The sequence below is a fragment of the Sandarakinorhabdus sp. DWP1-3-1 genome (assembly GCF_049896705.1).
Taxonomy (GTDB): Bacteria; Pseudomonadota; Alphaproteobacteria; order Sphingomonadales; family Sphingomonadaceae; genus Sandarakinorhabdus.
Genome location: NZ_JAFCUV010000001.1, coordinates 571,088 through 587,518, shown reverse-complemented (window position 1 = coordinate 587,518; position 16,431 = coordinate 571,088). Strand labels below are relative to the sequence as shown.

20 protein-coding genes are annotated in these 16,431 nt (G+C 64.0%); 6 read left to right on the top strand and 14 right to left on the bottom strand.

The genetic code is table 11. The annotated features are described in order from the left end of the window. Nucleotides 1-35: 35 nt before the first annotated feature. The gene (gene uvrA / locus ACP7AI_RS02740; protein ID WP_426163805.1) at nt 36-2,978 is read left to right on the top strand and encodes an excinuclease ABC subunit UvrA; all 2,943 of its coding nucleotides are present in this window, start codon (nt 36-38) and stop codon (nt 2,976-2,978) included. 160 nt (nt 2,979-3,138) lie between these two features. Here uvrA and ACP7AI_RS02735 read toward each other — a convergent pair whose 3' ends face one another. Then, nucleotides 3,139-3,594 carry a HEPN domain-containing protein gene (locus ACP7AI_RS02735; RefSeq protein ID WP_426163803.1) on the bottom strand — a complete coding sequence of 152 codons (456 nt, stop codon included), beginning with the start codon at nt 3,592-3,594 and terminating at the stop codon, nt 3,139-3,141. Between the two features lie 46 nt (nt 3,595-3,640). Continuing rightward, nucleotides 3,641-4,771, bottom strand: coding sequence for a DUF262 domain-containing protein (locus tag ACP7AI_RS02730; RefSeq protein ID WP_426163801.1), 1,131 nt, complete (start codon nt 4,769-4,771; stop codon nt 3,641-3,643). A 504-nt stretch (nt 4,772-5,275) separates the two neighbouring features. Between ACP7AI_RS02730 and ACP7AI_RS02725 the strand changes: the two genes are divergently transcribed. From ACP7AI_RS02725 to ACP7AI_RS02705, 5 genes are all read left to right on the top strand, one after another. Then, entirely contained in the window at nt 5,276-6,118 is an 843-nt protein-coding gene (locus tag ACP7AI_RS02725; protein ID WP_426163799.1) for a hypothetical protein, read from the top strand. 194 nt (nt 6,119-6,312) lie between these two features. After that, nucleotides 6,313-6,921, top strand: coding sequence for an SOS response-associated peptidase family protein (locus tag ACP7AI_RS02720; protein WP_426163797.1), 609 nt, complete (start codon nt 6,313-6,315; stop codon nt 6,919-6,921). A 66-nt stretch (nt 6,922-6,987) separates the two neighbouring features. Then, nucleotides 6,988-7,239 carry a YdcH family protein gene (locus ACP7AI_RS02715; protein WP_426163795.1) on the top strand — a complete coding sequence of 84 codons (252 nt, stop codon included), beginning with the start codon at nt 6,988-6,990 and terminating at the stop codon, nt 7,237-7,239. After that, nucleotides 7,236-7,553 (top strand): TraR/DksA family transcriptional regulator, encoded by a 318-nt coding sequence (locus ACP7AI_RS02710; protein WP_426163793.1) that lies wholly within the window; start codon nt 7,236-7,238, stop codon nt 7,551-7,553. Before ACP7AI_RS02715 ends, ACP7AI_RS02710 begins: the two co-directional genes overlap by 4 nt. Before the next feature lie 33 nt (nt 7,554-7,586). Then, nucleotides 7,587-7,901, top strand: a complete 315-nt coding sequence (locus ACP7AI_RS02705) for a hypothetical protein (RefSeq protein ID WP_426163791.1) — start codon at nt 7,587-7,589, stop codon at nt 7,899-7,901. A gap of 3 nt (nt 7,902-7,904) precedes the next feature. On the opposite strand, the gene nuoF is transcribed toward ACP7AI_RS02705, so the two are convergent. The 12 genes from nuoF to ACP7AI_RS02645 all read right to left on the bottom strand — a co-directional run bounded on the left by nuoF (nt 7,905) and on the right by ACP7AI_RS02645 (nt 16,268). Next, nucleotides 7,905-9,209, bottom strand: coding sequence for an NADH-quinone oxidoreductase subunit NuoF (gene nuoF, locus ACP7AI_RS02700; RefSeq protein ID WP_426163789.1), 1,305 nt, complete (start codon nt 9,207-9,209; stop codon nt 7,905-7,907). Beyond that, nucleotides 9,196-9,402 (bottom strand): hypothetical protein, encoded by a 207-nt coding sequence (locus tag ACP7AI_RS02695; protein WP_426163786.1) that lies wholly within the window; start codon nt 9,400-9,402, stop codon nt 9,196-9,198. Before ACP7AI_RS02695 ends, nuoF begins: the two co-directional genes overlap by 14 nt. Then, on the bottom strand, nt 9,399-9,581 hold the full coding sequence (locus ACP7AI_RS02690; RefSeq protein ID WP_426163784.1) for a hypothetical protein: 183 nt from the start codon (nt 9,579-9,581) through the stop codon (nt 9,399-9,401). Before ACP7AI_RS02690 ends, ACP7AI_RS02695 begins: the two co-directional genes overlap by 4 nt. Continuing rightward, nucleotides 9,581-10,201, bottom strand: a complete 621-nt coding sequence (gene nuoE / locus ACP7AI_RS02685) for an NADH-quinone oxidoreductase subunit NuoE (RefSeq protein WP_426163782.1) — start codon at nt 10,199-10,201, stop codon at nt 9,581-9,583. Before nuoE ends, ACP7AI_RS02690 begins: the two co-directional genes overlap by 1 nt. Nucleotides 10,202-10,238: 37 nt before the next feature. Beyond that, complete coding sequence (locus tag ACP7AI_RS02680; RefSeq protein ID WP_426163780.1) at nt 10,239-10,391, bottom strand: hypothetical protein; 153 nt, start codon at nt 10,389-10,391, stop codon at nt 10,239-10,241. A gap of 121 nt (nt 10,392-10,512) precedes the next feature. Then, the gene (locus ACP7AI_RS02675; RefSeq protein ID WP_426163778.1) at nt 10,513-10,692 is read right to left on the bottom strand and encodes a hypothetical protein; all 180 of its coding nucleotides are present in this window, start codon (nt 10,690-10,692) and stop codon (nt 10,513-10,515) included. 101 nt (nt 10,693-10,793) lie between these two features. Continuing rightward, nucleotides 10,794-11,945 carry an NADH-quinone oxidoreductase subunit D gene (locus tag ACP7AI_RS02670; RefSeq protein ID WP_426166538.1) on the bottom strand — a complete coding sequence of 384 codons (1,152 nt, stop codon included), beginning with the start codon at nt 11,943-11,945 and terminating at the stop codon, nt 10,794-10,796. A 95-nt stretch (nt 11,946-12,040) separates the two neighbouring features. Next, the gene (locus tag ACP7AI_RS02665; RefSeq protein ID WP_426163776.1) at nt 12,041-12,688 is read right to left on the bottom strand and encodes an NADH-quinone oxidoreductase subunit C; all 648 of its coding nucleotides are present in this window, start codon (nt 12,686-12,688) and stop codon (nt 12,041-12,043) included. Continuing rightward, entirely contained in the window at nt 12,685-13,173 is a 489-nt protein-coding gene (locus ACP7AI_RS02660; protein ID WP_426166536.1) for a NuoB/complex I 20 kDa subunit family protein, read from the bottom strand. The genes ACP7AI_RS02665 and ACP7AI_RS02660 overlap by 4 nt, the downstream gene beginning before the upstream one ends. A gap of 71 nt (nt 13,174-13,244) precedes the next feature. Then, complete coding sequence (gene ndhC, locus ACP7AI_RS02655; protein WP_426163773.1) at nt 13,245-13,622, bottom strand: NADH-quinone oxidoreductase subunit A; 378 nt, start codon at nt 13,620-13,622, stop codon at nt 13,245-13,247. Nucleotides 13,623-13,791: 169 nt separating this feature from the next. Then, the gene (locus tag ACP7AI_RS02650; protein WP_426163771.1) at nt 13,792-15,393 is read right to left on the bottom strand and encodes a M20/M25/M40 family metallo-hydrolase; all 1,602 of its coding nucleotides are present in this window, start codon (nt 15,391-15,393) and stop codon (nt 13,792-13,794) included. 77 nt (nt 15,394-15,470) lie between these two features. Further along, on the bottom strand, nt 15,471-16,268 hold the full coding sequence (locus tag ACP7AI_RS02645) for an inositol monophosphatase family protein (protein WP_426163769.1): 798 nt from the start codon (nt 16,266-16,268) through the stop codon (nt 15,471-15,473). Nucleotides 16,269-16,431: the final 163 nt, after the last annotated feature.

The window sequence follows — 16,431 nt, the reverse complement described above, 5'->3', positions numbered from 1 at the left end:
TGCGTGCCGTGAACAAATCTGGAACAAACGCCGACATGCTGACCCATATCCAGGTGCGCGGCGCGCGCGAGCACAATCTCAAGGGCGTCGATGTCGACCTGCCCAAGAACAGCCTGACGGTCATCACCGGCCTGTCGGGCAGCGGCAAGTCCAGCCTCGCCTTCGACACCATCTATGCAGAGGGCCAGCGCCGCTATGTCGAATCGCTGTCGGCCTATGCCCGCCAGTTCCTCGAACTGATGTCCAAGCCCGACGTCGACCATATCGAGGGGCTCTCCCCCGCCATCAGCATCGAGCAGAAAACCACCAGCAAGAACCCGCGCTCCACCGTCGCGACGGTCACCGAGATCTACGATTACATGCGGCTGCTGTGGGCCCGCGTCGGCATACCCTACAGCCCCGCCACCGGCCTGCCCATCACCGCCCAGACCGTCAGCCAGATGGTCGATCGCGTCATGGCCCTGCCGGAGGGGACGCGGCTGTTCCTGCTCGCCCCCATCGTCCGCGGGCGGAAGGGCGAATATCGCAAGGAACTCGCCCAGTTGCAAAAGGACGGCTTCACCCGCGTCAAGATCGACGGCGAATTCCACGACATCGACGCGGCGCCGGCGCTCGACAAGAAATACAAGCACGACATCGACGTGGTGGTCGACCGCATCGTCGTGAAGGAAGGCCTGGAGGCCCGCCTCGCCGAAAGCTTCGAAACCGCACTGAAACTGGCCGAGGGCCTTGCGATCGCCGAGCCTGCTGACGCCAAGGACGGCGAAGCCCCCGAGCGCATCACCTTCTCCGAAAAATTCGCCTGCCCGGTCTCCGGCTTCACCGTCGCCGAGATCGAGCCGCGCCTGTTCTCGTTCAACGCCCCGCAAGGCGCCTGCCCGGCCTGCGATGGGCTGGGCGAAAAGCTGCTGTTCGACGAAGACCTGATCGTCCCCAACCACGCCCTCACCATCGACAAGGGCGCCGTCATGCCCTGGGCCAAGTCGCAGCCGCCCAGCCCCTATTACCAGCAGGTCCTGGCCAGCGTCGGCCGCGCCTATGGCTTCACGGTCAAGTCGAAATGGGCCGACCTCACGCCCGAAGCCCAAAAAGCCGTCCTCCACGGCACCGCCGGCAAGGCCATTGCGCTGCGCTTCGAAGACGGCCGCAAGTCCTATGAAGTCGTCAAGCCCTTCGAAGGCGTCATCGCCAATCTCGAAAAGCGTCTGCGCGCCACCGAATCCGCCTGGATGCGCGAGGAACTCTCGCGCTACCAGTCCGCCGCCCCGTGCGAGGTCTGCCACGGCGACCGGCTCAAGCCCGAAGCGCTCAGCGTTAAGATCGACGGCGAGACCATCGCCGATGCCGTCCGCCGCCCCGTCTCCCAGGCCTTCGCCTGGGCCAAGCAGCTCGGCGACAAGCTCACCCCGAAACAGCGCACCATCGGCGAGCGCATCCTCAAGGAAATCATCGAACGTCTCGGCTTCCTCGACAATGTCGGCCTCGATTACCTCAACCTCGATCGCAAGTCCGGCACGCTGTCGGGCGGCGAAAGCCAGCGCATCCGCCTCGCCTCCCAGATCGGCTCCGGCCTGTCGGGCGTCCTCTACGTCCTCGACGAACCCAGCATCGGCCTCCACCAGCGCGACAACGACCGCCTGCTCGTCACCCTTCGTCGCCTGCGCGATCTCGGCAACACCGTCCTCGTCGTGGAGCATGACGAAGACGCCATCCGCACCGCCGATTATATCGTCGACATGGGCCCCGGCGCCGGCGTCCATGGCGGTGAAGTCGTCGCGCGCGGCAGCCTCGAGGACATCCTCGCCACGCCGGGCAGCGTCACCGCCGATTACCTCGCCGGCCGGCGCAGCGTCCCCCTGCCCGCCAAACGCCGCAAGGGCACCGGCAAGAAACTGACCGTGAAAAACGCCCGCGGCAACAACCTCCAGGGCGTCACCGCCTCCATCCCGCTTGGCACCTTCACCTGCATCACCGGAGTCTCGGGCAGCGGCAAATCGACCTTCACCATCGACACGCTCTACGCCGCCGCCGCGCGTGAACTGAACGGCGCCCGCCTCGTCATGGCCCCGCACGACAGCGTGGAGGGCCTCGGCAACCTCGACAAGGTCATCGACATCGACCAGTCGCCCATCGGCCGCACGCCGCGCTCCAACCCCGCCACCTACACCGGTGCCTTCACCAACATCCGCGACTGGTTCGCCGGCCTGCCGGAGGCGCAGGCCCGCGGCTACAAGCCCGGCCGCTTCAGCTTCAATGTGAAGGGCGGCCGCTGTGAAGCCTGCACCGGCGACGGCCTCATCAAGATCGAGATGCACTTCCTGCCCGACGTCTATGTCACCTGCGACGTCTGCCACGGCGCCCGCTACAACCGCGAGACGCTGGAGGTGAAGTTCAAGGGCCGCAGCATCGCCGATGTGCTCGACATGACGGTGGAGGACGGCGTCGAGTTCTTCAAGGCCGTGCCGCCGATCCGCGACAAGCTCGCCATGCTGCACGAGGTCGGGCTCGGCTATGTCAAGATCGGCCAACAGGCAACGACGCTCAGCGGCGGCGAGGCGCAACGCGTCAAGCTCGCCAAGGAACTCGCCCGCCGCGCCACCGGCCAGACGCTCTACATCCTCGACGAACCGACGACCGGCCTCCACTTCGAAGACGTCCGCAAACTCCTCGAAGTCCTCCACGCCCTCGTCGACCAGGGCAACACCGTCGTCGTCATCGAACACAACCTCGATGTCATCAAGACGGCGGATTGGGTCATCGACCTGGGGCCGGACGGCGGCGACAGGGGCGGGCAGATCGTGGCGACGGGGACGCCGGAGGTGATTGCGGCGTGTGCGGGGAGCCATACTGGGTTTTACCTGAAGCCGCTGCTGGTGGAGCGCGAGGCTGCTCCCCTCCCGCCTGCGGGAGGGGCCGGGAGTGGGGGAGAGCCGGCAGCGAAGCCTGCTCGCGCGCGGAAGAAGGTTGCGGCGGAGTAGAGGCCCCCGGCGGCGGAGCCTGCCGGCGTGAGGGCGGGAGGCCTGGGCTCCATACCCTCTCCCGCCCGCAGGCGAAGGGACGGCTAGCATTAGCCGCGAGCGCCCGTACGCGCCGCGCGGACGGTGAGCTCAAAACCTTTAAAGTTTGCTACTATGCAGACTAATTATGGAACGCATCAAAAAAGGAAAATATCACTATCCTCGCAATGCGATGGGTGTTTGCTGCTTCTTCAATTGTTGTAACGCGCGTACCTGCATGCGCGAAGGCATGCCGCCAAGATAATATGTTTTCGAATTCAGACTCTATACTCTTTCCCGTAATTCTCAGCATGAGCGCTTTCCGCCGAACAAGCGTCAGTCTGAATTTCTCATGGATTGTCGGATCGAACATTTTTGTATAATTTTTGAGATCTTTGACTGAAATTCGACTATTCAGTTTCTCATAATTCTTAGCCGTAAAGTTCTCGAATTCTACATTGAAGCGAGCAGCGTGAGTTATCATTGTGTCCTTGACACAAGATTCATAAGCGGCAGCAATAGATACAACTAGCATACCAGCAAGATCGGCACGGAACGCAGTGACTCCACGCATCGATGCCGGAACAAACAAATCCATCTCTTCGACTAGCCGGTCTATCCTACCCATATGCAATGCTAGTTCACTATGATGCATCAGCGATTTCTGCCTTTACAAGCGCTATACGTTGCAGAAGAGTTGACTGATTAGTCGTATTAGAGGTGACAAGCTCAAGGAAGTCCGGATCTTTAATTACTTTGTTATAGGTAGCTAAGAGTCTGTCGTCGCTGATATCCTCGCTTTCAAGAAGTGCTACCATAAACGCTTCGAGTACTGCCGCATTAATTATTGCGCGCGGCCTGAAGGGCTTGCGGATAGCTCGCTGCACTTGAGTCGCCACAAGAGGAAAGCGTACCGAAAAATCCAATGCATCTTGGCTATCGAATGCTCGATTGTTTGACATTGACCTGTTTAGGAATGTTATCATCGGCTTGTCATAGTTGCCCCATTTTCTATACAACGAGAATATCCGTAACAACAGCTCTACATCTTTCTGGTTTTTGTCCGGAGACCTAAGACCTAATATGCTTTGCCAAGCCGAGTTCTTGTTTAACTCGCTGAGTGAGTTCACGATATTTCCACGATACACAGCATTTCTGATTTCTTGAGGCTTTAGCCTTGTCCCACCCGTGTTTAGTCGTTCGAATATATGAAAAGCACTGTCGCCGTCTGTTGATGGTTTCAGTTGGCGAATGTTTATCGCTCGCAATGTTGAGTTTTTCAACTTCCTTTGATCTCGGTTTGACAATTCAGAAAAGAGCTTGCCGTTATATTCTGATCTCTGCGCTAGACCTTTAAGACGGAATTCTTGGCGCCTGCCCCGCGCGTCTGCTTCGCCAAAATAGCCCTCGAAGAAATACTTTACTGACAGAAGTCGTTGTTGGCCATCTATAACTTCAAGCTGATTTTCGTCGTTTTCATAGAGAAAAACCTGCGGAACGGGAAGCCCCATTAGAAACGATTCAACGAGTTTAGAAGCTTGCTCGATAGTCCAGACATAGCGTCTCTGGTAGAATGGTATTATGATGTCGTTCTGTGCAATCTTTTGAGCAATCAGCTCTAGTGACAGATCGGAAGGCGATACCGATATATCATATTCGACATACGGTGTTTCATCCTCTTCTTCGACAGTCGTCAGCACATCAGGTTCATTCTGAACGTTCATTTTATGGGCATTTCCCGAGTAGGTTTTATGACCGCCAATGGCAGCTGCCAATACCAGTGTGCACAAATCTGGCGCCGCAGGCAACGGTACACCTGTGATGCAATGGGCTGTAACTTCGCCGCCGAAAGCTAGATCAGGATTTTGGCTGATTTCTCATGCGTTGCGTGTTTAGCCATTCCCTCATCGGTGCAATCGGTCGAGCCGAGCGCGCGGCAAGGTCGAGCCGGGCTTACGGCGTTGATCTGTACGATAGAATGGCGACCAATGAACGCGAGTGACATGCCGATGCCGGTGACTTAGCTAAAGCATTATAAGGGGGCTTATCCCTTGCTTGTCTGATACAAGTTCTTGTCACGTCTGGCGGCCAAGCCCGAGGCCTGCAAAGCAATTAAGGCAGAAGAGAGCGCGGCAAAGCCGCGCCGTCGGACGGGTTCGGTCGGCTTGGCCAACCGCCCCGCCGGCCGGGCCTGCGGCGAGTCTCGGTGCTGCGCTGCGCGCTGCACCGTGCCGCCTCGGCCCTGTCCTACACGAACCAAATAGGCTACATCGAGTCGCATGGCTCAACCCTTCCTCCCCGTCCCCGTCCAGAATCGCGCCGATGGTTGGACTCCCGAAAAGCAATGGAAGTTCGTGGAGGCGCTGGCGCAGAGCGCCTCGCTCACCCAGGCGGCGCGGGCCGTGCGGATGAGCGTGCGGTCGGCGCATCGGCTGCGGCAGCATCCGCAGGCCGCGGCCTTTCGCGCCGCCTGGGATGCGGCGCTGGGCCAGGCCTGGGGGCTGCTGGAACAGGTCGCGCTCGATCGCGCCGTCAATGGTGAGCGGGAGACCATCGAGCGCGACGGCTTTCTGGTCGCCGAGCGGCGCAAGCCCTGTTCGGACCGGCTGCTCATCCACCTCCTCGCCGCGCACGAACGCACCCAGGCCGCCGCGCGCGCCGATCGCGCCGCGGCGCACAAGCTCGCGCTGGCGGAGGCGAAGCTCGCCGCCATCCAGGCCGGCGCCGATGCCCCCGCCCGCCGGCGCAAGGGCGCGGCCCCGCCGCCACCGCCGCCCCGCTTGCCCGACGATGCCGCCGCCGCGACCGCCGCGTTGCAAGCCTTTCATGGCCATGCCGAGGCCTTCGAATATTGGCCGGAGCTCGACGAGGCGATGATCGAGCACAACGCCCTGACGGCGCGCAATTCGCTGCCGACCGGCTGGCGGGGGCCGGGCGATGCGCCCGCGGATGTGGCGGACGACGATTCGGAAGCCGAGGACGAAGCACCGGCAGCCAAGGGCGGCGGGCGCGAGCCCGACCCGGCGACCGTCGCGTACAACTTCGCCAATCGGCCGCGGTGGGAGGATTATGCGGCGGCGGAACGCGCGGCGGCGAATGGCGCGCAGAGTGAAAGTCGGTGACTTTCGAGACTTTCGTTGGATTTGGCGGCGCGGCCGGCGGCAGAGCCGCCGAGTCCGTGAGGAGTGTAAGGGGAGGGAGGAAGGGCGCGGCGAAGCCGCGTCGTCGGACGGGTTCGGGCAGCCATGCCGCCCGCCCCGCCGGCCGGGCCTGCGGCGTGTTGCCAGATACAATTGTATCTGGCACCGCCTCGGCCGTGTGCAACGAAGTCGCCCGCCGCATCGCCCTCGGCCTGATCCGCGAGGATTTCAGCCAGCTGAAGATCGTGCTGCGCTTTTCCGAAGGGCTGCCCAACCTCGCCGCCGCCGACAGCATCCGCATCACCGACACCACGGCCATCATCCGGGCGGCGCCCGCCAACAACGCGGAAACGGCCGAGGCCGACATGATCCAGCGCCGCTGGTCCTGGCCCTCCCCCAACGGCAAGCCGGTCTACAACTACCGCTCCGAAGGGCGGGAGCTCGGCAACTCGGCCAAGGGCGGTCGCTGCCTCATCCCGATCGACGGCTTCTACGAATTCACCGCGCCGGCGGACCCCAAGGCGAAGCGCAAGGACAAATGGCTGTTCACTTGTGGCGACGCGCCGTTCTTCTGCGTCGCCGGCCTGTGGCGCGCCGACCCCCGGGTCGGGGAGGCCTTCACCATGCTGACCTGCGAACCGGGCCCCGACATCGCCCCCTATCATTCGCGCCAGATCGTCCTGATGCCGCGCGAACATTGGGCCGACTGGCTCGGCGGCGAGGTCCCGTCGGCCGCGCTGATTGCGCCGACGCCGGCGGGTACGCTCCATGTCGCCCGGGCTTGACCCACATCAAGGCGGCGTGCGTCCCCCGGGTCCAATCAGGCGTTATCCCGACCAAAGGATATTAACATGACCCATGTTCCCCGGCACCTCCACGATGCCTTTCCCAACGACGCGGACACCATCAGCCGGCTGAAGGCCGATGATGCGCAATTCCAGGACATGGCGGCGCGGTTCGAAACGATCGATGCCGAAGTCGCCGCGGCCGAGGGTGGCGACGATCCGGCATCCGACGAGCGGCTGGAGGCGATGAAAAAGCGGCGCCTGGCGCTGCTCGACGAAATCGCCGCCTATCTGGCAGCCGCCGGGGACGCGAAATGACCGACCTTGCCGCGATCGAGACGGGCCTGAAGCAGCGATTGGCCGCCCTCACCGGTGAAGTCGACGCCATCGACGCCGAACTGTCGGCGCCGCTCGCCGCCGATTTCGCCGAGCAGGCAACCGAGCTGGAGGGCCAGGACACGCTGAAATCCGTGGAGGCGGTGCAGCTGGGCGAAATCGAGGCCATCCACGCCGCCCTCGCCCGCATCGAGGCCGGCACCTATGGCCAGTGCCGGGTCTGCGGTGTCGACATCGCCCCGGCGCGGTTGGCGGCGCTGCCGACGGCGACGACCTGCATCGGCTGCGCGGCTTAACGCCGGGCGGCGGGCGGCCGTGAACAGGGTACGATGATCGAGCCCCCGCGTGCCCTGATTGCCGCCTGCGATGCCGATGCCGAGGCGCTGCGGTTGATGCAGGAGGATAATCCCTTCCTGATGGCGCGCGCCGCCCGCTGCGCGCAGCTCGACACGCTGATCGAGGCGCTGGCGGCGGAGGCCCAGAACACCGGCATGCGCCGGCGCCTGGCCTATCTCAAGGCGGAACGCGAGGCCCTGCTGGCGGAAATGGTGGCGATGGTGTTGGACGGCGAGGCAACGCCGGCACCGAAATCGGCAGCTCCCCCGCCCCGCCTGCGCCACAACCCCTGGTCGTGGCCGGCCTAACGCCTATTCGGCGGCGATGGCGTGGGGCACCTGGACAAAGCCCTTGCGGCGCGCGATGCGGCCCTCGATCTCTGGCCGGAAATGCCGGATCAGGCCCTGGATCGGCCAGGCCGCGGCATCGCCGAGCGCACAGATGGTGTGCCCCTCGATCTCGGTCGTCACCTCGAGAAGCAGGTCGATCTCGTGCGGTTCGGCATCCCCGGTGACCAGCCGCTCCATCACCCGCCACATCCAGCCGGTCCCTTCCCGGCACGGCGTGCACTGGCCGCAGCTCTCGTGCTTGTAGAAGTAGGACAGCCGGGCAATGGCGCGGACGATGTCGGTGGACTTGTCCATCACGATGACGGCGGCCGTGCCGAGACCGGACTTCAGATCCTTCAACCCGTCGAAATCCATCGGCGCATCGGCAATCTCCGCGGCCGGCACCAGCGGCACCGACGACCCGCCGGGAATGACGGCAAGCAGATTGTCCCAGCCGCCGCGAATGCCGCCGCAGTGCACGTCGATCAGTTCACGGAACGGCAGGCCCATCGCCTCCTCGACGACGCACGGCTTGTTCACATGGCCGCTGATCTGGAACAGCTTGGTACCTTCGTTCTTGGGCCGGCCGATGGCGGCGAACCAGGCCGGACCGCGGCGCAGGATGGTCGGGGCGACGGCGATGCTCTCGACATTGTTGACGGTCGTCGGGTTGCCGTACAGCCCGGCACCGGCGGGGAACGGCGGTTTCAGTCGCGGCTGACCCTTCTTGCCCTCCAGGCTTTCGAGCATCGCGGTTTCCTCGCCGCAGATGTACGCCCCGGCGCCGCGATGGACGACGACGTCGAAATCATAGCCCGAACCGCAGGCGTTCTTGCCGATCAACCCGGCGGCATAGGCCTCCCGCACAGCAGCGAACAGCGTTTCAGCCTCGCGGACATACTCCCCGCGGATATAGACGTAGGCTGCCGTCGCGCGCATCGCGAAGCCGGCGACCAGCGCGCCCTCGATCAATTTGTGCGGATCGTGGCGGATGATCTCCCGGTCCTTGCAGCTGCCAGGTTCGGACTCGTCGGCGTTGATGACGAGATAACTTGGCCGCGCCGGATTGGGCGTTTTCGGCATGAACGACCATTTCATGCCGGTGGGGAAGCCGGCGCCGCCGCGGCCGCGCAGGCCCGATGCCTTGATCGCGTCGATGATCGCGTCGGGTCCGCCGGCGAGCAGCGCCTTCGTATCCTCCCAATCGCCGCGCTTGCGCGCCGCCTCGAGGTTCCACGGCTGGAGGCCATAGAGATTGGTGAAGATCCGGTCCTTATCGGCCAGCATTGCTGTCATCCATCTTGCGTGCGCGCCGGTCCATCACGAGTCCAATCAGGAACGCCCCGGCGCTGATACCTAGCAGGGTCGCATCGGCACCCGACGCGGTAAATAGCTGCACCAGCGCGATGCCGCCGGTCACGATCGCCGTCAGCATCGCCGCCAGGCTGAAACGGCGCAGGAAATCGCGGTTCGGGTTCATTTGGCGAGCTTGTCAGCAGCGTTAACCAGCGCATAGCCGCCGATTGCGACAAAGACCCCAGTGACGATGATGCCAAGCGGATTGCCGAACTTCATCCCGAAAAACACCGCAAAACCGAGCAGCGCCACGGCGAGCCCCATCATCGCCAGGCCGAGGCTGCGGACGACGACGGGATGCATCAGACGAACTCGACCAGCGTCGTCGGGCCGCCTTCGGGGCAGCTCGCGGTGCGGCCGATCTGGCTGCCGGCCTTCGGCGTTTCACCCCGCGCCAGCGCATCGATGATGGCGGCCATGGTGTCGTAGGTCAGGTCTTCATAATTGTCGGCATTGATCTGCACCATCGGCGCGTTGGCACAGGCGCCAAGGCATTCGACCTCGGTCAGCGTGAACAGGCCGTCGGGGGTGTTGGCGCCCTTTTTGAGGCCCTTGTCCTTGCAGGCGCGCATGATGTCGTCGGATCCGCGCAACTGGCACGGCGTCGTGCCGCAGACCTGGACATGATAGCGGCCGACCGGCGCCAGATTGTACATGGTGTAGAAGCTGGCGACTTCGTAGACGCGGATGTACGGCATGCCGACCTGTCTCGCGACAAACTCGATCACCGGCACCGGCAGCCAGGCGGAGCCGGTCGCGTCGGCCATCTGGCCCTGCGCCAGCCACAGCAGCGGCATCACGGCAGAGGCCTGGCGCCCCTCTGGGTACAACGCGATGATGCGCGCCGCCTCCCCAGCATTGTCGGGCGTCCAGCCGAAAGGCCCCTCGAACGGCGCCACCGGCCCCGGTGCGATATCAGCCATCAGCAATCCTACTCCACACCGGCGCCGTGGCGCCTTACTACATCCGATCAGTCGTCATCACCAGGATCGCCGCCCAGACATGCACGAGCCCGACGACGACGAGCACATTGTAGAACACCGATGGCGACGACGCCGCCAGATACAACGCAATGGAGGTGAACAGCAACGATATGGTGACGGATTCTCGCATCAGAAACTGCATCGGTCTCGCTCCCCAATCAATTCGTACCGCGCCACCCTGCCGGTAACCCGTGGTGTAAACAGCAGGTTGCGGCACGATGCAACCGGGCGGGCCGGCATCATCGCCGCGATCAATCGAAGCGATCGGCGGTCATCTGCCACAGCGTCCACAGGAACCAGCCAAGGATCAGGATGAACACCAGGCCCATGCCCGTCGTCGGGTAACGGAACACGCCGATCAGCGCGACGGCCGCGCACAGGAACGAGAACCAAACCGCTTCGTCACGGCCGCTGTTCGACTTGTCGTCCATCATCCATCCCCTTCGCGCGTTCGCCGCCTTTCCTGCGGCGCCTTGTCACACTATGCCGACTGCAGCCCGCCGCCAAGCCCGACGATCCACGGACGCAACGATCAGCGGTCGACCTCTCCGAAAACGATATCGAGGCTGCCGAGAATGGCCGGCGCGTCGGCGAGCATATGGCCCTTGCACAGGAAATCCATCGCCTGGAGATGCGCCATGCCGGTCGCGCGGACATGGACACGCCAAGGCTTGTTGGTGCCGTCGGCGACCATGAAGATGCCGAACTCGCCCTTGGGGCTTTCGGTCGCGACATAGGCCTCGCCGGCCGGCACGTGCATGCCCTCGGTATACAGCTTGAAATGGTGGATCAGCGCTTCCATCGATCGCTTCATCTCGCCGCGGGATGGCGGCGACACCTTGCGGTCGAGCGTCGCGTGGCGGCCGGCCGGCATCTCGGCCAGGCACTGGCGGATGATCTTCAGGCTCTCGCGCATCTCGTCCATGCGGACCATGAAGCGCGCATAGCAATCGCCGTCGTTCGAAACGATGACGTTGAAATCCATGCGATCATAGACGTCATAAGGCTGCGACTTGCGCAGGTCCCAGGCGACGCCCGAGGCGCGGATGCACGGGCCGGTAAAGCCCCAGGCGACCGCATCGTCCTTGGAAATCACGCCGATATCGACGTTGCGCTGCTTGAAGATGCGGTTGTCGGCAACCAGGCGCTGCATCTCGTCGAGCACCTTCAGATAGCCGTCGCACCAGTCCTTGATGTCACCGAGCAGGCCGTCGGGCAGGTCCTGGTGGACACCACCGGGGCGGAAATAGGCGGCATGGAAACGCGCGCCCGACACCCGCTCGTAAAATTCCATCAGCTTTTCGCGTTCCTCGAACAGCCACAGGATCGGCGTCATCGCGCCGACGTCCATCGCATGCGTCGTGGTGTTGAGGATGTGGTTGAGAATGCGGGTGATCTCCGCGAACATCACGCGGATATACTTGGCGCGCAGCGGCACCTCGATGCCGGCCAGCTTCTCGATGGCGAGCACATAGCTGTGCTCCATGCACATCGGGCTGACGTAATCGAGCCGGTCCATATACGGCAGTGCCTGCAGATACGTCTTGTATTCGCACAGCTTTTCGGTGCCGCGATGCAGCAGGCCGATGTGGGGGTCGCAGCGTTCGATGACTTCGCCGTCAAGCTCCATGACCAGCCGCAGCACGCCGTGCGCCGCCGGGTGCTGGGGCCCGAAATTGATCATGTAGTTCTGGATGCTGTTGCCGTCCTTCAGCGGCGGCAGCAGATCCTGTGTGTCCTCGGCGGTCCAGGCGGCGCCGGCGGGTGACAGGTCGGCCATTATTTCGCCTCCGCCTTTTCGTCGCCGGGCAGCACGTAATCGGTGCCCTCCCATGGCGACAGGAAGTCGAAGCTGCGGAAATCCTGCGCCAATTTCACCGGCTCATAGACGACCCGCTTGTGTTCCTCGGAATAGCGCAGCTCGACATGGCCGGTCAGCGGGAAATCCTTGCGGAACGGGTGCCCTTCGAAACCATAGTCGGTCAAAATGCGGCGCAGATCGGGGTTGCCGTCGAACAGCACGCCATAGCAATCCCAGGTCTCGCGCTCGTACCAGCCAGCAACCGGCCACAGCCCGGTCAGCGACGGCACCGGCATGCGGTGATCGGTCGTCACCTTGACGCGCAAGCGCAAGTTCTTCGCCATCGACAGCAGCTGGTAAACGACATCGAAACGCTCGGCGCGATCGGGATAATCGACGCCGCAGATGTCGATCAGCTGATTGAGGCGCAGTTCGGGATCGTCGCGAAGCGTCTGCATGACCGCGACAAGCGCCTCGCGCTTCACGGTAATGCCGGTCTCATGGACATACTCCACGACCTCGACGATCGCGTCGCCTAGCAGCGTCCGCAGCCGCTCGGCCATGTCGGACATGCTGCCCATCACCGGCCAGCTGTGCCGCCCCAATTCGGGCACCAGCGCGTTCACCGTTCGAAACTCCCGACGCGGCGGATCTTCCGCTGCAGCGCGAGAATGCCGTACAGCAATGCCTCGGCGGTCGGCGGGCAGCCCGGCACATAGATGTCGACCGGCACGATGCGGTCGCAGCCGCGCACCACCGAATAGCTGTAGTGGTAATAGCCGCCGCCATTGGCGCAGCTGCCCATCGAGATGACATAACGCGGTTCCGACATCTGGTCGTAAACCCGGCGCAGCGCCGGCGCCATCTTGTTGCACAGCGTGCCGGCGACGATCATCACGTCCGACTGGCGGGGCGAGGCCCGCGGCGCGACGCCGAACCGCTCCAGGTCATAGCGCGGCATGTTGGTGTGCATCATCTCGACCGCGCAGCAGGCGAGACCAAAGGTCATCCACCACAGCGACCCGGTGCGCGCCCAATGGAACAGGTCCTCGGTCGATGCGACAAGAAAGCCCTTGTCGGCGACTTCCTGGCTGAGGTCGGCCAGGAACATGTCCTTGTTGTCGCCACGCAGCGTCAGCCCGCGGGCCTGCTGCTCCTCGGTCAGCGCCTTCGGGACTTCGATCACTCCCATTCCAGTGCTCCGACATGCCAGGCATAGGCGAGGCCGATGGCGAGTTCGCCGAGGAATTCCATCATCGCCCACCAGGCCGCCTGCCCGCCCCAATGCAGCGACACCGCCCAGGGAAACAGGAACGCCGCCTCGAGATCGAAGACGATGAACAGGATGGCGACGAGGTAGAAGCGCACGTCGAACTGCGCCCGGCTGTCCGAAAACGCCGGAAAGCCGCTTTCATATTCGCTGAGCTTGATGGTGTCGGGCTGCGACGTGCCGGTCAGCTTCGACACGGCGATCGGCGCCCCGACAAAGATCAGGGCGAACACGATGCCGACCGTCAGGAACAGCAGGATCGGCAGATACTGGTTGGCGATATCGGACATAGCCGCAAAACGGGCTTTCGATGCTGGAGTTGCGTCGCGCGCCTTCTATGCCCCGCGATGCGCGAGGGCAAGCTTGTGCGGCCAATCGCCCCCAACAAACCTGTCACCCGTCTCAATCGTCATCGCACCACATTGTCACCCCGGCTGCGCCGGGGTTACAGAATAATTTCTACTCGTCGTCATCCGGATAGCTGAACGGGTTGGTCGGCTTCGGCGCCGTCGGCAGCACGCCCTTGGGCAGCGGCGCATCGCTGTTGGCGGCGTTCCATAGGAAACTCGCCATGATCACCGCCGCCTGGCGCAGGTCCGCCGGCTTCAGATGGTCGAAGGTGTCGACATCCGAATGGTGCGTCCGGCTCATGTAATCGAGCGGGTCCTGGATGAACTGATACCCCGGCAGGCCGATAGCTTGCATGAAGACATGGTCGGTGCCGCCGGTCTTGCTGTTGACGACGGCGGTGGCGCCCATGCTGGCGAACGGCGCCAGCCAGTCGCGGAACACTGGCGCGACGCCCTGGTTGCCCTCGGTATAGATGCCGCGAATCTTGCCGCTGCCATTGTCGAGGTTGAAATAGGCGGCAAGCTCGCCATAGCCGGGCTTTGGCGTGATCGGGAAGCTGCGCGACCAATTGGCATAGGGGCCGAGCTTCAGCTTTTCGGGGTCGGTCTCGGGCGGTCGGGTGGCGAAATGCTGCTCGACATAGGCGAGGCTGCCGAGCAGGCCCTGTTCCTCGCCATTCCACAGCGCGAACCGGATCGTCCGCTTGGGCCGCACGCCCAGGCTCGCCAGAATCCGCGCCGCCTCCATGACGACCGCCGATCCGGCGGCATTGTCGCCGGCGCCGTCGGCCGCGACCCAGCTGTCGAGATGCGCGCCGGCCATGACATAGCCGGCGCGGGCGTCGCTGCCCGGAATGTCGGCGATGATGTTGTTGGCGCGGGTGTCGGCCTCGTGGAACGTCACGCGGGTATCGACATCGATCGTCACCGGCCCCGTTTTGGCGAGACGCGCCAGCCGGCGATAATCCTCGGCGGCCATCTGGATGCCGGGCACCTTGCGCTTGTCGATGGCTTGATAGCCATAGCCTTCACCCGACACCAGGCCGCCGTCGCGATAGGATTGGCTGACCCAGGCCTTCGCACCCTCCTGCGCCAGGAAGGCATCGAGCCGGGCGTCGAAGCCCTGGCGCTTCAGCCTTTTCTCGATGGCCGCCGGGTCGAAGCTCGGCTGGTCGAATGTGTCGAGCTTGCGCAGTTCATCATCGCCCAAGCGCTGGAACGCCGGCTTGCCCGGCTCCGACCCGTCGGTCGGCCGCGACACCAGCACGATCTTGCCGCCGAGCTTGCCGCGCCACTGGGCGAAGTCGCTGTCCTTCTTCATCGGCGCGACGACGATCGGCGCCGTTACCGCGCCGCCGGTGCCGGGCGTCCACGCCACCGGGATGGCGTGCAGCGGCAGCACGCGCGGCGCCGTCATGCGAACGGCGACGCTGTCGATCGACCAGCCGCGGCCGAATTCGAACGGTTCGGCGTGGACGTTCGACAGGCCCCAGCCGCGGTACTTGGACTGCGTCCAGGCCTCGGCGGCGCGCATCTGCGGCGAATTGGTCATGCGGCCGCCGATGCGGTCGGTCAGATATTGGGCGGTCTCGACGACCTCGCCATGGTTGAGGCCGGCATCGATGATCCGCGCCGTCATCGCGCTGGTGTCGGCCGCCACCGCAGGCATGGCAGCGGCAAGCGCCGTGATGGCGCAAAAGGTCAGACGCATGAGATATGTCCCCGGAATCGCAAGCGACGAACGCTAATGCCAGCCGCAGCCTGCGGCAAGAGGAAGGCCCGCGGCGGCTAGCGTACCGCGCCCGCAACCAGCCGGTGCAGCTTCGACTGGATGTTGCCGTTCGCGGCGACGATCTCCGACCGCGCCACCATATTGTCCTGGCCGCGGTAATCGGTGACGAAGCCGCCGGCCTCGCGCACCAGCAAGATGCCCGCCGCGACGTCCCAATATTGGAGCCCCTGTTCCCAGAAGCCGTCGAAGCGCCCGGCCGCAACCCAGGCCAGGTCGAGCGCCGCCGAGCCGAAGCGGCGCACGCCGGCGACTTCGGGCATCACCGCCGACAGCACATTGGTGAACTCGGTCGCCTTGCCATGACCGTGATAGGGGATGCCGGTGGCGATGACGCAATCGAGCATGTCGCGCCGCGCCGACACCCGCAGCCGGCGATCGCTGAGCCAGGCGCCGCGGCCCTTTTCGGCCCAGAAGCTTTCGCCGGTCAGCGGCTGGTGAACGAGCCCCGCGACGACTTCGCCCTGCACCTCGGCGGCGATCGAGATGGCGAAATGCGGCATGCCGTGGAGAAAGTTCGTCGTGCCGTCGAGCGGATCGACGATCCAGCGCGCCTGTTTCTCGGCGCCGGCGGTTTCGCCCGATTCCTCCATCAACAGCCCCCAGTCGGGCCGGGCATGGGTCAGCACCTCGGCAATGGCCTGCTCGGCGGCGCGATCGGCGTTCGACACGAAATCGGCCGGGCCCTTGCGACTGACCTGCAGGGCGTCGACTTCGTTGAAATCACGGCGCAGCCGCGGCGCCGCCTTGCGAGCGGCCTTTTCCATGACGGTGATCAGGGCGGAATGGGCAACCAAGGCTGTGTCTTTCTATCGTGGCGCACACATCCTGCGGGGATGGGCCCGGCGCATCCGGCGCGGAGAAGCGGCAGCCCTTAACCGCTATCACGCCATCTGCCAACCGCAAGGCGTCGCGGACGCAGGCCGATATTCACGATGTCAAAGAGCCGCGCGACTCACG

Coding starts and splice junctions, on each gene's coding strand:
- uvrA (WP_426163805.1), top strand. CDS start 36: ATGCTGACCCATATCCAGGTGCGCGGCGCGCGCGAGCACAATCTCAAG.
- ACP7AI_RS02735 (WP_426163803.1), bottom strand. CDS start 3,594: ATGGATTTGTTTGTTCCGGCATCGATGCGTGGAGTCACTGCGTTCCGT.
- ACP7AI_RS02725 (WP_426163799.1), top strand. CDS start 5,276: ATGGCTCAACCCTTCCTCCCCGTCCCCGTCCAGAATCGCGCCGATGGT.
- ACP7AI_RS02715 (WP_426163795.1), top strand. CDS start 6,988: ATGACCCATGTTCCCCGGCACCTCCACGATGCCTTTCCCAACGACGCG.
- ACP7AI_RS02710 (WP_426163793.1), top strand. CDS start 7,236: ATGACCGACCTTGCCGCGATCGAGACGGGCCTGAAGCAGCGATTGGCC.
- ACP7AI_RS02705 (WP_426163791.1), top strand. CDS start 7,587: ATGATCGAGCCCCCGCGTGCCCTGATTGCCGCCTGCGATGCCGATGCC.
- nuoF (WP_426163789.1), bottom strand. CDS start 9,209: ATGCTGGCCGATAAGGACCGGATCTTCACCAATCTCTATGGCCTCCAG.
- ACP7AI_RS02695 (WP_426163786.1), bottom strand. CDS start 9,402: ATGAACCCGAACCGCGATTTCCTGCGCCGTTTCAGCCTGGCGGCGATG.
- ACP7AI_RS02690 (WP_426163784.1), bottom strand. CDS start 9,581: ATGCATCCCGTCGTCGTCCGCAGCCTCGGCCTGGCGATGATGGGGCTC.
- nuoE (WP_426163782.1), bottom strand. CDS start 10,201: ATGGCTGATATCGCACCGGGGCCGGTGGCGCCGTTCGAGGGGCCTTTC.
- ACP7AI_RS02680 (WP_426163780.1), bottom strand. CDS start 10,391: ATGCGAGAATCCGTCACCATATCGTTGCTGTTCACCTCCATTGCGTTG.
- ACP7AI_RS02675 (WP_426163778.1), bottom strand. CDS start 10,692: ATGGACGACAAGTCGAACAGCGGCCGTGACGAAGCGGTTTGGTTCTCG.
- ACP7AI_RS02670 (WP_426166538.1), bottom strand. CDS start 11,945: ATGATCAATTTCGGGCCCCAGCACCCGGCGGCGCACGGCGTGCTGCGG.
- ACP7AI_RS02660 (WP_426166536.1), bottom strand. CDS start 13,173: ATGTTCCTGGCCGACCTCAGCCAGGAAGTCGCCGACAAGGGCTTTCTT.
- ndhC (WP_426163773.1), bottom strand. CDS start 13,622: ATGTCCGATATCGCCAACCAGTATCTGCCGATCCTGCTGTTCCTGACG.
- ACP7AI_RS02650 (WP_426163771.1), bottom strand. CDS start 15,393: ATGCGTCTGACCTTTTGCGCCATCACGGCGCTTGCCGCTGCCATGCCT.